At 50.1% G+C, this 13,445-nt stretch carries 14 protein-coding genes; 7 read left to right on the forward strand and 7 right to left on the reverse strand.

Annotation, left to right across the window (positions count from 1 at the left end):
- The first annotated feature begins 15 nt into the window (after positions 1 to 15).
- The 5 genes from AC4ANE_RS20185 to AC4ANE_RS20205 all read left to right on the forward strand — a co-directional run bounded on the left by AC4ANE_RS20185 (position 16) and on the right by AC4ANE_RS20205 (position 5,133).
- Complete coding sequence (locus AC4ANE_RS20185; RefSeq protein ID WP_002554637.1) at positions 16 to 186, forward strand: YhfG family protein; 171 nt, start codon at positions 16 to 18, stop codon at positions 184 to 186.
- On the forward strand, positions 186 to 791 hold the full coding sequence (locus AC4ANE_RS20190; RefSeq protein ID WP_002554638.1) for a Fic/DOC family protein: 606 nt from the start codon (positions 186 to 188) through the stop codon (positions 789 to 791). Before AC4ANE_RS20185 ends, AC4ANE_RS20190 begins: the two co-directional genes overlap by 1 nt.
- A 637-nt stretch (positions 792 to 1,428) precedes the next feature.
- On the forward strand, positions 1,429 to 2,676 hold the full coding sequence (locus AC4ANE_RS20195; protein ID WP_002554639.1) for a ribonucleotide-diphosphate reductase subunit beta: 1,248 nt from the start codon (positions 1,429 to 1,431) through the stop codon (positions 2,674 to 2,676).
- Between the two features lie 142 nt (positions 2,677 to 2,818).
- Positions 2,819 to 3,988 (forward strand): GmrSD restriction endonuclease domain-containing protein, encoded by a 1,170-nt coding sequence (locus AC4ANE_RS20200; RefSeq protein ID WP_031597242.1) that lies wholly within the window; start codon positions 2,819 to 2,821, stop codon positions 3,986 to 3,988.
- A 14-nt stretch (positions 3,989 to 4,002) separates the two neighbouring features.
- Entirely contained in the window at positions 4,003 to 5,133 is a 1,131-nt protein-coding gene (locus tag AC4ANE_RS20205) for a hypothetical protein (protein ID WP_460408484.1), read from the forward strand.
- 10 nt (positions 5,134 to 5,143) lie between these two features.
- Here AC4ANE_RS20205 and AC4ANE_RS20210 read toward each other — a convergent pair whose 3' ends face one another.
- Entirely contained in the window at positions 5,144 to 6,454 is a 1,311-nt protein-coding gene (locus tag AC4ANE_RS20210; protein WP_002554642.1) for an McrC family protein, read from the reverse strand.
- Entirely contained in the window at positions 6,451 to 8,004 is a 1,554-nt protein-coding gene (locus AC4ANE_RS20215; protein ID WP_460408485.1) for an McrB family protein, read from the reverse strand. Before AC4ANE_RS20215 ends, AC4ANE_RS20210 begins: the two co-directional genes overlap by 4 nt.
- 178 nt (positions 8,005 to 8,182) lie before the next feature.
- Between AC4ANE_RS20215 and AC4ANE_RS20220 the strand changes: the two genes are divergently transcribed.
- On the forward strand, positions 8,183 to 9,442 hold the full coding sequence (locus AC4ANE_RS20220; RefSeq protein ID WP_054082596.1) for an IS256-like element ISPsy17 family transposase: 1,260 nt from the start codon (positions 8,183 to 8,185) through the stop codon (positions 9,440 to 9,442).
- Positions 9,443 to 9,817: 375 nt separating this feature from the next.
- Positions 9,818 to 10,393, forward strand: coding sequence for a BRO-N domain-containing protein (locus AC4ANE_RS20225; protein WP_002554644.1), 576 nt, complete (start codon positions 9,818 to 9,820; stop codon positions 10,391 to 10,393).
- A gap of 52 nt (positions 10,394 to 10,445) precedes the next feature.
- Here the strand turns inward: AC4ANE_RS20225 and AC4ANE_RS20230 are convergent, their stop codons facing one another.
- The 5 genes from AC4ANE_RS20230 to AC4ANE_RS20250 form a co-directional block, all read right to left on the reverse strand.
- A complete protein-coding gene (locus tag AC4ANE_RS20230; protein WP_002554645.1) occupies positions 10,446 to 10,736 on the reverse strand; it encodes a hypothetical protein in 291 nt (96 codons plus the stop codon).
- 394 nt (positions 10,737 to 11,130) lie between these two features.
- Positions 11,131 to 12,111 carry an IS5 family transposase gene (locus AC4ANE_RS20235; RefSeq protein WP_044424202.1) on the reverse strand — a complete coding sequence of 327 codons (981 nt, stop codon included), beginning with the start codon at positions 12,109 to 12,111 and terminating at the stop codon, positions 11,131 to 11,133.
- Between the two features lie 216 nt (positions 12,112 to 12,327).
- Positions 12,328 to 12,696, reverse strand: a complete 369-nt coding sequence (locus AC4ANE_RS20240; protein ID WP_080718970.1) for a hypothetical protein — start codon at positions 12,694 to 12,696, stop codon at positions 12,328 to 12,330.
- A gap of 81 nt (positions 12,697 to 12,777) precedes the next feature.
- The gene (locus tag AC4ANE_RS20245; RefSeq protein ID WP_080718969.1) at positions 12,778 to 13,134 is read right to left on the reverse strand and encodes a hypothetical protein; all 357 of its coding nucleotides are present in this window, start codon (positions 13,132 to 13,134) and stop codon (positions 12,778 to 12,780) included.
- Between the two features lie 24 nt (positions 13,135 to 13,158).
- The gene (locus tag AC4ANE_RS20250; protein ID WP_031597187.1) at positions 13,159 to 13,443 is read right to left on the reverse strand and encodes a hypothetical protein; all 285 of its coding nucleotides are present in this window, start codon (positions 13,441 to 13,443) and stop codon (positions 13,159 to 13,161) included.
- Between the last annotated feature and the right edge of the window lie 2 nt (positions 13,444 to 13,445).

Here is a 13,445-nt window from a genome sequence, read left to right on the forward strand (position 1 = left end):
ATCAGAGTCTCAACCATGCCGACGCTCTCAATTCAAGCCAAAAAAGCTCACTTTGCCAAGGTGCGGCGATCCAATTATGCAGCCAGCTTGCGCTTGGAAGGTTATGACTGCACGCCGCTCGATGCCGAGCGTCCTCTTCCGACTCGCGAAGAGCTGTTGAAAACTTACCGTAACAAACAGGCCTGATGCTCGATAAATATGGGGCTAACCAGGATCCATACTGCTATCCCGGCACGTCTATTTTGAAAAACCGCTTGAACTTGACTAGCGATGATCTACTGTCAGATGCGGAGCGCGCACTGTCTGAAGTCGCTTTGAGTCTAATCGAGTTTGCACCGCCTCCATACGATCTCTCGTACCTGAAATACCTTCATCGCCTTCTGTTCGCAGATCTTTACGACTGGGCGGGAGAGCTACGCACTGTAGACATATCCAAAGGGAATACCCGTTTCTGCACGACAACCCGCATCGAGCCTGAGGCGAAAAAAATATTTGCTCCTCTCGCTAACGTAAACTGGCTTCAAGAGCTGGAACGAGAACAGCTTGTAAACGCCAGCGCCGAAGCTTTCGGTGATCTGAATGTCATTCATCCCTTCAGAGAGGGCAATGGCAGGGCCCAGCGAGTATTGTTCGAACATCTCATCATGAACGCAGGATACGAAATCAGCTGGTGGGCAGTAGAAGCAGAGGAATGGATGCAAGCGAATATCTATGCGGTGGATTGCGAATATGGTCCGCTTATAAACGTGTTTGAGCGCTGTATCGGAAAGCCTATCTTGCCAGAAACCTGAACCATTCATCGATTCACGTGTTAAATGTGCAGCCAAATTTAGCGCTGAAGCCGACCATCAACCCTCCCTTCAATGGCCTGATCACGCCAAGAAGCCCAGTGGCCTTAGCGCCCAAAAAACCTGCCGATTACGAGTCGGTGAAAACACAGTCTACGTGCGACAAAGTACCCTGTTGCCCAAAATCAGCAGACACTATATCCTGCGTTTCGAAATGTAAAAAACACTAGATAAGGGATTCGCCTGAATTTTCCCTGTGTTTTAGCCTGATCCGATCCGATGTTGAAACGGGTAAGAAAAAGCGTGAAGCTCTCGCCGAAAATTACTCATGGATAACCAAGTGCCGGGCAAAATCTGTATAATCCCGCGCTCGCTTCAGGGTACTCAAATGACCATTTGCATACGCAAAGCTGGCTCACCTCAAAGCAATCCAGATCATTCGCTTTGCTCGCCTGTCGGGCGTTGCCACGGCAGCAAATCGAGCGAACGACCGACCACCAAATAGCCGGTCAATCGCAGCATCAGTAATCAGGTAATTCCCATACTCCAGTGCCTTCGTCTTCCACCTGACGTCGGCGCACCACATCTTGAAATCTAATCACGGGCGCCAAGGCGACCCCTAAGCAGGAGCCTCATCACCATGCTGAGCTGGGACGAATTCGATAAGGAAGACGGCGAAGTAGTCGCCAAAGCGACCAACGCCGGTCACGCCAACGAAGCCAACATGGACCGCCTCGACAGCGCCGGTGGCCTGGCTGCACAAGAAGCCCGCGCCGTTACAGCCGCCGACTCCGCTGCCCTGATCCGCGCCAAGAAAGCGCTGGACGCACTGGACGTCGCTGAAGGCCTGGCCGAGCTCGAAGGCGCCAGCGCCCGCGTCGCCGTTGACGAAAAAATGATGATCAACTGCCGCGCCGACCTCAATCAGCTCGTACCTTTCAAGTACGACTGGGCCTGGCAGAAGTACCTGGACGGTTGCGCAAACCACTGGATGCCGCAAGAAGTCAACATGACCGCCGACATCGCCCTCTGGAAAAACCCGGAAGGCCTGACCGACGACGAGCGCCGCATCGTCATGCGCAACCTGGGCTTCTTCTCCACTGCCGACTCGCTGGTTGCCAACAACCTGGTGCTGGCCGTGTACCGCCTGATCACCAACCCGGAGTGCCGCCAGTACATCCTGCGCCAGGCCTTCGAAGAAGCGATCCACACCCACGCCTACCAGTACTGCATCGAATCGCTGGCCATGGATGAAGGCGAGATCTTCAACATGTACCACGAGATCCCATCGGTCGCTAAAAAAGCGGCCTGGGGCCTGAAGTACACCCGTTCGATCTCCGATCCGAAGTTCGAAACCGGCACCGTCGAAACCGACAAAGAGTTGCTGCGCAACCTGATCGCTTACTACTGCGTACTGGAAGGCATCTTCTTCTATTGCGGCTTCACCCAGATCCTCTCCATGGGCCGCCGCAACAAGATGACCGGCGTCGCCGAGCAGTTCCAGTACATCCTGCGCGACGAGTCCATGCACCTGAACTTCGGCATCGACGTGATCAACCAGATCAAAATCGAAAACCCACACCTGTGGGATGCCGAGATGAAAGAAGAAGCCACGCAGATGATCCTGCAAGGCACCCAGCTGGAAATCGAATACGCCCGCGACACCATGCCTCGCGGCGTGCTGGGCATGAACGCGGCGATGATGGAAGACTATCTGAAATTCATCGCTAACCGCCGCTTGAGCCAGATTGGACTGAAGGAAGAATATCCGGGGACGACGAATCCGTTCCCTTGGATGAGTGAAATTATGGACTTGAAGAAAGAGAAGAACTTCTTTGAGACGCGGGTTATTGAGTATCAGACTGGTGGGGCGTTGAGCTGGGATTGATGGGATAGAAGAGTTATAAGCGTTAAAAAAAGCCAGGTGCGAAAGCTACCTGGCTTTTTTGTGAGTCGGAGCACTAGCAAAATTTAACGCCATAAGCGATTATCGTAGCGCAATCTTGTTAACAACACGACAGGGAAGAAAAATGAAAATTGCCTCACATTTATACGATGCAAGAATCGAAGCATCAAATGTACTTGTAGAAGTTTCGATCTCAGAATATGAAGCTCTCATTAAAAATGTGCTTAAAAACAACATATTTCAACGTAAACGCGTCAGATCCTCTAAAACCGTGTATGCGCTATTAAAGCATGATCTTATGCGCGAGTGCGTTATACCGCCGGTAGTTCTCGCACTTACATCAGGCGCAGAAAAATATGACGAAAAAGCCGAGGAAAAGCTTATATCGCAAATTCAAGAAAACTCTGACAACTTAGTAATTTTAGATGGCTTACAGAGAACTCATACCATACTTGACTTACTCGATGATCTACGCTCCAACAAAGATGAGGCCGGAATCAAGAAGTTAGAGAATGCCAGATTAAGAGTGGAAATCTATATTGGCCTTAACCGCTTAGGCATTTTGTATCGAATGTTAACACTTAACACCGGACAAACTCCGATGTCTCTGCGCCAACAGATTGAAATACTGTATCTAGATTATCTTGGAACCTCTATACAAGGTGTAGAATTAGTTAGAGAAGCGGACGGCAAGGCAGCAAACAAGCACAACCAATATAACTTTAAAGATGTTATTGAAGGCTTTAACGCCTACTTAGATCGAGACGAACTACCTATAGATAAAGCAGATGTTTTAGAAAACATTAATAGCTTAGAAAAACTTTCTAAAGAGGACCAATCATCTAAGCTATTTGAAAAATATCTAAATGCGCTTTATTTGTTCACATCGAAAGCAATAGAGCTATGCGACGGAGCTGAGGTTACAGATATATACCTAGAGAAGAATAAATCTCCTTTCGGCAAGAGCGCTGTTCAGATATTCAAAAAACCTCAGGCAATGTCCGGCTTTGGTGCTGCAATCGGAAAGCTGATTGACTTTGAAGTAATATCAGATATAGAAGAAATTATTAGTACAACCTCTAAGCTTGAGGTAGACGACCCAGAAGAGTTTCTTGAGGAAATAAACAATTCTTTAGACTGGCTTAAAAACAACACCAGCAAAATTGGTAACGCACAACGGACTTTTTTTAGCTTTTACTTCAGAGATATCTTCAACAAAGATACAGACAGCTATAAAGATCTTACTGAAGCAGCCAAAAGTGCTTTAAGAAAATATCAATCGCAGAACATGTAACGGACTGCCAAATCATGACGATAAAGGCTATTATATCCGGCGAGGAACTAGAGCTTCAGTTGGTTAGCTATAGTGACGAGGGATTTAAGTTATCCGATAGCAAAGGACTTTACGAAGACATTCTCCTGTCAACCCCACTGACACTAAACTGCGAATTCTCCAACAAAGAATTTGAAGTTTTTTTTCTCGCAAAAAAGGACATTTTAGAGAATCACATCTACCAAATTTATGATGACTCAAGAAAAGCGCGTATAGGTTGGTGTATACCTGTAAATGCTCTTGATTCTGCAGATCATGATTCTGCAGATCATGATTTTGCTGATAATGTTCACTTTCAAAAATATGCTTTTGCCGCTATAAAAAACTCTATATCGAGCATAAATGATTCAATCTTTATCAAAAAGCCGGATTTGAGTTCCAGCTTGCAGCTTAGATTTTCCGACTTATTTCACCCTAGCACTGCAATACTTATAATAAGTAAGGAAACATTACTAGCAAATCAGATATTTGAAATTGAAAGAGTAACTCCTAGTCTAATCAGGCACGGATATGTGAGACTCACTAACACATCACCTGACGACATCACGCTCAAAGGCACTGACCCGGAAGGCGATAAAATATATCTAAAAGTCACCTCATCTGACCTTGGCAATCATCAGGTGATTGACTCGTTGTTGCATTCCGCATTTGCCTACGAAACAAAACCGCTACTTTGTTTTTTCTACATCTATCAGATTTTTGAACTCCTACTTGAGGAAATATACCAAACGGAACAGTCAAGAATAGTAGACGATCTTATTATTGCAGCAGGTGATTCATCTAAAGCAAAAGAAGCTTTGGAAAAAGCACAACGTATAAGTTCAGAAAAAAAACGTATTGGACTTTTGGCCACTGAGTATTCGAAGCAGCACGGAACACTCGCCAATCTAAAAACGTCCTGTAACATTTTACTAAAGCTGATGGGGCGTAGTGAAGGCACTACTTTTGAAGAATACTTCTACTCCATAAGAAATTTCCTATTTCATCAATATAGAGACTTTCCCAGCAGCCAGGAGCAGTTATTAAAAGACGTAATATATGATGTCAGAGAGTGCTTACCTGGAATTCTTTGCGATTTCAAAAAGCCTATTAAATTACCCGTTTAAAACAACCCACCTAATGATCATTTGAGAACCCAGTTTTCAAATGATCATAACAAAATAATATATGGAACCCACTCAAAAAATATTTCGGCAACCCCATATCTAAATCAAACGGCACCCCCCACAACCTCAACCCCTCCGAAAACTCAAAAACCGGCAACGTCTCCTGAAACGCCCCACGCTTCGGATAAATCAGCACCAAATCCCCCTGCCCGCCTAAATACTTCTGCCCATACGCAAACAGTTGATAAAAATCAGCCTGGCTCAGGCCATAATTTTTGCTGCCAAGCTCGCTGTCCAGCCGCTTCCATTTGGTGTCCAAAACCCAGCTCTTCTCTCCCTGAGTGATCATCAGATCGGGCCGTAACTGAAAAACTTTTTTACCCTGATGAGTACACAGATACTCACTACTGCGCTGGGTATACAGCGTCGCATCTGGCGACAGTGAATCCTTCAGGCAAGCAGCCACGTAGCGCTCGAACAGTTTCTCCATCGGGAACAGCAGACTTATGCCCTGCCATTCGCCCGCAATCGCCAGTGGCGTTTGCTGTTGGATGATGAGCTCGCACCACGGCTTCACAGGCTGGTAATGAGCCATGAGCCGGTCGTGACGCCACTGTTTGAAATCTTGAGTGGTGTCTCGGCTGTTTGGGATTTCTAGCAACAACGAGCGCAGTTCGTGGGAGAGACGCCAATTACTGGGGTCTTGAGTAGTTTTACAAACGATGTCTAACGCTGTTTTGAGAAGGCGGTTCTCGGCCCGGTCGGGTAGGAATATGTCGTGGCGGACTTGAAAGTGGTGTTGTCGGCCAGGTGGTTGGCGCATTTGGCGGGCGGTGTTGAGTTGGCCGCGCAAATATCGCTGCTCCTCTTCGACTCGTTGGTAGTCGAAGCGAAGGCCGCGTTTGATGAGGTGGTCGAGCGCTTCTAGAAAGCTGCTCATCACCCATTCGGTCAACGGCGCATCGAAGCGCTGTAACGCGGTTGCGCCGACCTTACGGGTTGGTAGGTCCAAAGACTTCTGAATCATACGCCGGAGCAAAGCACGGCTTTGCTGGATGCAGTCACCTTGTTCGAAGTGCTTGGGTAAGATTTCGATCCGCGTGCCGCAGGGTGTTTCCAGCGCGCCAACGTAGTTGTCGAGTTTAAGCCAGCGGCGGCCTTCGACTTGAACCAGCGCTGCGCCAGCCTTGCTAAAGCGGGAACTGGTTTCGCACAGCCAGTCGAAAGCAGTGGTAGACACTTGGGCTACATCAAGCGTCGGGTTGGGAATATTGCTGGTAGTCAGCCGAGCATATTCTCGGACCGTGACAGTGGTCTTCACCCCTGCTGCTCGCTGAGAAACTTGATGATCTTGCGTCCGAGGCTTCGCGTATTCAGCGCGGTACCCAACGCGGACGTAATGGAGATGCCGTGCTTGCTCGCAAGCTCGCGCAACAGTGGCTTTGCAGGCTTAATGTGCTGACCTCCGCGATACACATCGATGCGACCATCGGCAGACTGCCTTATATCTACCCCATCCGTTCTAACGTTTTTTACTTCCAGCGGCGCACCGACTTTCAGGTTGTGATCAATCACACCCAGGTACGATTCAATCTTCTGGAACGCTGGCAGATTCAACTCCCAACGCTCATTGCTCTGGCCAACCGTGACCGTATCCCCAAACAACGCAATGAGGTCTTGGCTCGGCTGAATCAGAAAACTATTTTCCGGGGCCTTGCGCTGATCGTTGAGAACCCACTGAATGCGCTGCCAATCTTCGAAGAAATACTCCTGAAGCAGCGGCAGGATTTGCTCGCGGAAGATGCCTTCCAACCGCTCCAACGTAGGCTCATCCTTGAGCGGCATAAAGTAAGCGTGGCCAAGGCAGTGGTCTCGATCAAGCAGGGCCGCTATGCGTTGATTCATCACGCTGAGCAATTCGTCGATGGCGATGCCATCAACCTCTACTTCATCAAGCAATTCTGGATTTGGCGGGACTTCGATGAAGGTGAAGCGACGACGCAGGGCAATGTCTAACGCGGCCAATGATCGGTCAGCGGTGTTCATGGTGCCGATCAGATGGATGTTGCCGGGGATGCTGAAACGCTCTTTCGAGTAAGGCAGCATGACTTCCAGAGCCTCATCGGCGCCCGCTCGCTTGGAAGGCTCGATGAGCGTAATCAGCTCACCGAAGATGCGCGAGACGTTGCCTCGGTTGATCTCATCAATGATCAGCACTTTGGCGTCGCTATGCTGAATAGGGGCAGGCTCAAATAAGCCCTCCTCGTTTTTGCCCAGCATGTGCTCGACCATTGATGGCAAGAAGTTCTTGTAGCCGTTCACCAAAAACGGATCGAGGACGGAGCCCGGCACTTTCTTGTCCCAGCGGCCATTGCCCAGTTCTTCGATTGTGAAGGTGCCAGCGTCTACATAAGAAGCGAGTGTATTCAGCAGACTCATGCCGATGGGAAGGTGTTTACCTTGGGGCTTCTCTATCTCAACGACGTCAGGCGTGGCGCGGGTCACTTTGTAGCCTGTGCCGTAGCGATCACCGACCTTGAATGCTCGGTATTTTCCGCTCAGTTCACTCGCAATTGACTCACAGAGGCTCTTGAAGACGCCAGATACCACTTCGTAACGGATCTGACCTTGCTCGTCAGTCGTAGCGCGAAGCCCTTCAACAAAGTCTTCGTAGCTGAAGCTCTGATGAAAGGTCACAAAGCGCACGTCGCCTGCTGCGAGCAGCTCGTCAAACCGAGCTTTTAATGCTGATCGGCTACCAGCATTCTTAGCAAGAAAAGGCTGATCAAGGATCTGCAACGTCGCTTCGACTGTGGCGTAGGTTTTCCCCGTACCGGGCGGACCGAAGAAAATCTGATTGAGCGAAGGCATTGCCGAACGTCCTTGTAGGAAAAGTCCGACAACAGTATCTAGATTGCCGGCATGGGTAAAGCGAAGCCTCGGTGGTGTCGTATTTATGTAGCAGCCCTGAGAATGCGACGCAGAGCGTCGCGAACGAGACTGTCAGAAATTTTGTGTTCGGGCATAACATGTAGCTAGAGGTGCATGTATGCCGACCAAAAAGAAGTCCGCCAATGCAACAGCGAGGGAGTTGCCCTCGATTCCCCAAGAGCTGATCGAGCAGTTTGTTAAAGGCCCGATGAGCGCCGAAGCCATTCAAGACGCGTCCATGGCGTTCAAGAAGGCTCTGATCGAGCGTGCGCTAGGCGCCGAGCTGGGTCACCACCTTGGTTACCCTCAGGGCGCGGAGCGCCCTGAGGAGTCGACCAATCAGCGTAATGGCAAAAGCAGCAAGACGGTTCTGACCGACGACGGGCCGCTTCGCCTGGATATCCCCAGAGACCGCGATGGTAGCTTCGCCCCGATCCTGATTCCCAAGCACGAACGACGTTTTACAGGCTTCGACGACAAGATAATTGCCATGTACGCCCGGGGCATGACGGTGCGTGAGATCCGCGCTTTTCTATCTGAGCAGTATGGAACTAACGTGTCCCATGACTTCATCAGCTCAGTCACCGATGCGGTCATGGAAGAGGTGGGCACTTGGCAGCAACGACCCTTGGAACCGATGTATCCGGTGATCTTCTTCGATGCGTTACGGGTCAAAATCCGGGACGAGGGGTTAGTGTGCAACAAGGCTATTTATCTGGCGCTGGGGGTATTACCTGATGGCACGCGCGACATTCTGGGTATATGGATCGAGAGCACCGAGGGTGCCAAGTTTTGGATGAAGGTGTTCAACGACCTCAAGACTCGTGGCGTTGAAGATGTTCTGATCGCCGTCACGGATGGCCTCAAAGGAATACCGGAGGCGTTGGGGGCGGTTTTTCCTGCCACGACGCTGCAAACCTGCATCGTGCATCTGATCCGCAACAGCTTGGACTATGCCGCTTGGGATAAACGTCGGGCACTGGCCAAAGCACTCAAGCCGATCTACCAGGCGATCAATGCAGATGTGGCTGAGCAAGAGCTTAACGCCTTTGAAGCGGGCCCCTGGGGCAAGCAGTATCCGACTGTGGTTGCTGCATGGCGTCGCGCCTGGGATCGGGTTATACCGTTTTTTGTTTTCCCGGCGGGCATCCGCAAAGTGGTTTACACGACCAATGCCATCGAGAGCATCAATGCCCAGTTACGCAAGATCATCAAGACTCGAGGGCACTTCCCGACCGATGAGGCCGCGACGAAACTGATATGGCTTGGGTTGCGCAACATCACCGCCAACTGGGGTCATGCGGCACACGACTGGAAAGTGGCAATGAATCAATTTGCGATCCTGTACGGAGACCGATTTACCAGACCGAGCTGGTAAAACAAGGGCCTGCCTGACGGCAGGCCCTAACCAGCCCGAACACAAAAAAACTGATACTCCCTCGCGAACTGCATTCCTACGCGGAGCGTTGGAACGATATGAGTTGCTGAGCCCCATACCTCGCCTGAAGATCGGAATTCCCTGACACCCCCTCCCTCCCCAGTCCGATATCGACACGTTGCCAGCGTCGGTATGGTATGCGCCGGTGCCTAAGAAACACCCAACGTAGATGTAGTGAGTTCACGCATAGCTTCAGATTCCAATCGTTCTAATTGAACGGGGAATCTCGGCTTTGCTGATCCGCTCAGTTGGGTTTTCTTACGCCCGCTCTACGTTGGTCTTTAACGTCATTTCAGTTCATACGTAGAGGTCAGCATGTTAAGCAATCTATTTCAGGCCAGTGCTCGTCAGCGGCGCGAGGTGTGTGCCGGTTTCACCCCAACCCCCTTCCACCGCCACAACCGCCAACTCCTCGCCCTCCTCCTAGAAAACCAACCCTGGTTCAGTGCCCGAGATCTCGGTCGCATGATCGGCTGGCCGTTGAACGAGCGGACGCTGCGCAAGCTGGATGCTGACCAGCACCGGATGATCACGCTCGACCTGCACGGCGAAGCACAGCCAGAGCTGATGGTCAGTGAGTCGGGGGCGTACGCGATGATGGTGCATCACTATCACGCGGAGAATCGTGGGTTGCGGCAGTGGATTACCAATGAGGTGGTGCCTGCGTTGCGGGATGGGCAGTTGCCGTTTGATGACTGCACGCCGCACCTGAGCATGCTGCAGTGGCCGGGTTTGTCGGTGAGTATGTTGCACTGGCACGGCGAGCCGTGGATACGGTTGCGGGACATGCCTATGGTGTTGGCGCATCCGCAGATGCAGGTCGATGCACGGCCGCACCGCTTGGCAAAGTCGTGGTGGCGGGCTGTGTTGCCTGTCTCTCGGTTGGGTTGAATGTGGCTTGATGGTCGCGACGCTGGGTGACGACCATCGTGTTTTTACAGAATCAGTCTTTCAGACGGCGTCGGTAGTCGCTGATCATTTCTTTGGTGACGTCATCCTTGTAGCAGATGGGTGCGTAGCCGCCTTTGCGGCTGTAAGCGCTGCGTTTGCCACATTGGCTGCCATTACGGGCAGAGTTGTAGAGGCACGGGCAGTTGCCGGGGTAGCTGTCGATGGATTCCTGGATGATGGCTTTGACGATTGAGGCGTCTGTGACTTGGGTTTCTCGGGCGTTTGCGGAGAAGGCACAGAGTAATGCGAGTATGGCGACGAAGCCTGTCCCTGTCTTTTTCATGGCTATTCCTTAGCGAGTGCAAACGAGTGTCTGTTGCAAGGTTTTACCATGATACCAATAGGCCACCAATTCTTTAGCAGAGTCCTTGCCTGGGTGTTCTCACATCGTGGGAGGGCATTTTGAGATGTGTGAAGTTTTTGTCATAGCGAGGGTCGCCATATGGGTAGCACGTGGATGCGCTTGTCGCTATACAAAAATTCGAGTGGGTCTGGAAAAGGGGCCAAAAAAGACATAGCAGAATAGATTTAACCGCAGTGGGGGTGACCTAAGGATGCTCCGATCAACTTGCCGCGCAGCGGTGGCAAGCCGTAATTTGCCAGGCACATAGCGCTATTTTTCTGAAAACGGTCTGATGCAGTGTGAGTCGAGCGCGTTTTTCGCTCGGTTTTCCGTGTTAAGCGCGCAACTCACCCAAACCCATTAGTCGCTTTCGAGCCATCCACAGGTTCGACAGGGCGAACAGCGTGGTCAGTTGGGCCGTGTTTTTCATCAGCCCACGAAAGCGTACTTTCACGTAACCAAACTGGCGCTTGATGACCCGAAACGGATGCTCGACCTTGGCGCGTGTCTGCGCTTTGCAGTACTCGATCTTGCGCTTGGCTTTGTACAACAGGCTGCGTTTGTTCAGCTTGGAATACGTGCTGCGCCGCGCCGCGATTTGCCAGATCACGTTACGATTTTCGTGCTCTTCACGCTTCTCGACACCGGTGTAGCCAGCGTCCGCATAGACCGCGTTTTCTTCCCCGTGGAGCAGTTCGGCGACTTGAGTGACATCGGCCACATTGGCCGCAGTGCCATGGACGTGATGAACCAGTCCAGACTCAACGTCAGCGCCGATGTGGGCCTTCATACCGAAGAAATACTGGTTACCCTTCTTTGTCTGATGCATCTCGGGATCACGCTCGCCGTCTTTGTTCTTGGTCGAGCTTGGGGCATGAATAATGGTGGCATCGACGATGGTGCCCTGGCGCAGCGACAGGCCTTTTTCCTGCAAATAACCGTTGATGACCGCGAGGATTGCAGGAGCCAGTTGATGTTTCTCCAGCAGGTGCCGGAAGTTCATGATCGTGGTGTCTTCCGGTATCGGCGCACTCAACGTCAGGCGTGCAAACTGGCGCATGGGGGTGATTTCGTAGAGCGCTTCTTCCATGGCCGGATCACTCAGGGAGAACCAGTTCTGCAGCAGGTGAATGCGCAGCATGGTTTCCAGCGGATAAGGTTTTCTGCCACCGCCGGCCTTGGGGTAGAACGGTTCGATCAGGCCCAGCAGACCTGTCCAGGGGACGACCTGATCCATCTCGGCGAGGAAGCGTTCGCGGCGTGTCTGCTTGCGCTTGCTGGCATATTCGAAATCGGAAAAGCTCATCTGGCTCATGGGAGGCTCGGATCAGGTGGTCAGGCGATTTTCGCATAACCGGGACTTGTTCGGAGATTCCCTAAACCTTCTGCCAGAATCGAAAACAGACTTATGTATAACAACGAGCGCTCTGAGTGGTGGTGATGCTGGGAGGTTCTGTGTCCAATTCAGAGTGTGCAGTGCAATGAAGACAGGTGATACAAACTATCATCTTGGCAATGCCACTTTTAAAAGTCAGGAAATCACATCAAGACGCTCACAGGAAAAACTTATCATATCTCCGACGTCGATATCTCCGGGTAGAACATCATCCAACTCAATAGTGAGTTGACCTACAATCACCAGCGATTTTTCAAAACTAACCACCTCAGCCAGAATTTCATGAACGAATCCATCGTCAATACGTAGTACGTATGGCTGAGAGCCTGCCGCCATCTTGCATATATTTTTTATTGATATCGCAAGGACAGGCTCTAGCAGCATGTCCCCGACATTCATATGATATGGATGACAAAAAGCTACGCACTGAGTTTCAGCATCACCGATTGTCAGCATTGTTTCCAGAGCATCTTTTGAGATCCATTCACACTGTTTAACAAACATTTAAAATCCTGAGCCTTGGCTTTTGCCGAGCCATCGATTTCACCATTGCAAAACTTCAGTGAGACACATACCCCTTTACAACTAAAAGCTTTTCATTTCCTCGGGAATAAATATTTCCGCCCCTGAAAAAACCGCTTCATTTTGGCATGCCTTATAAATTTCCGCCAAGAAACTTTCGAACGCTTGAAAATAGATACTCTCAACCTCATTATTGCCATCAAGAAAAATCGACATATTTATCTGACTATTTGTATATTTCTTGATGCCTGCGTATTCCTCTTCAAACTTAAGACCCAAATACCTAACCAAATACTCTCCGATACTTTCAGGAAGCCTTTCAAGACTATTAAACTCCCATCCATAATCGCCTATGACCTTAGATGCGCCTGTAGGAGCTATGAAAACTGCCTGACAACTCCTCTTCATACGACCACTCAAGTTCCTACGAACGCCTCGTAAATTTCAATTGGTTTTTTTATCCAATGGCTGCCAAAGAATCCTTTTAATATAATCCTTAGCTTCCTGCTCAGTTTCAAAATCCAAGACCTCGTACTCATCATTTACTAACATGTCTCGCCAAGAAACATTTTGATCATGAAGACACTCAGCTAACTCATACCTCATCTCATCTGTTTTTCCACTAGAATTAAGACTATTAACATATATACCTATAGCAACGTCTTCTGCCAGATTAAAATCCGAACAAAAAACAGTCTTTAGCATGTGTCGAACATTTTCATATTTCATAA

Source organism: Pseudomonas sp. Pme6b, assembly GCF_058129925.1.

What these genes read in the sequence shown, in the direction of transcription:
- AC4ANE_RS20185 (WP_002554637.1), top strand. Translation starts at nt 16, where the DNA reads ATGCCGACGCTCTCAATTCAAGCCAAAAAAGCTCACTTTGCCAAGGTG.
- AC4ANE_RS20190 (WP_002554638.1), top strand. Translation starts at nt 186, where the DNA reads ATGCTCGATAAATATGGGGCTAACCAGGATCCATACTGCTATCCCGGC.
- AC4ANE_RS20195 (WP_002554639.1), top strand. Translation starts at nt 1,429, where the DNA reads ATGCTGAGCTGGGACGAATTCGATAAGGAAGACGGCGAAGTAGTCGCC.
- AC4ANE_RS20200 (WP_031597242.1), top strand. Translation starts at nt 2,819, where the DNA reads ATGAAAATTGCCTCACATTTATACGATGCAAGAATCGAAGCATCAAAT.
- AC4ANE_RS20205 (WP_460408484.1), top strand. Translation starts at nt 4,003, where the DNA reads ATGACGATAAAGGCTATTATATCCGGCGAGGAACTAGAGCTTCAGTTG.
- AC4ANE_RS20215 (WP_460408485.1), bottom strand. Translation starts at nt 8,004, where the DNA reads ATGCCTTCGCTCAATCAGATTTTCTTCGGTCCGCCCGGTACGGGGAAA.
- AC4ANE_RS20220 (WP_054082596.1), top strand. Translation starts at nt 8,183, where the DNA reads ATGCCGACCAAAAAGAAGTCCGCCAATGCAACAGCGAGGGAGTTGCCC.
- AC4ANE_RS20225 (WP_002554644.1), top strand. Translation starts at nt 9,818, where the DNA reads ATGTTAAGCAATCTATTTCAGGCCAGTGCTCGTCAGCGGCGCGAGGTG.
- AC4ANE_RS20230 (WP_002554645.1), bottom strand. Translation starts at nt 10,736, where the DNA reads ATGAAAAAGACAGGGACAGGCTTCGTCGCCATACTCGCATTACTCTGT.
- AC4ANE_RS20235 (WP_044424202.1), bottom strand. Translation starts at nt 12,111, where the DNA reads ATGAGCCAGATGAGCTTTTCCGATTTCGAATATGCCAGCAAGCGCAAG.
- AC4ANE_RS20240 (WP_080718970.1), bottom strand. Translation starts at nt 12,696, where the DNA reads ATGTTTGTTAAACAGTGTGAATGGATCTCAAAAGATGCTCTGGAAACA.
- AC4ANE_RS20250 (WP_031597187.1), bottom strand. Translation starts at nt 13,443, where the DNA reads ATGAAATATGAAAATGTTCGACACATGCTAAAGACTGTTTTTTGTTCG.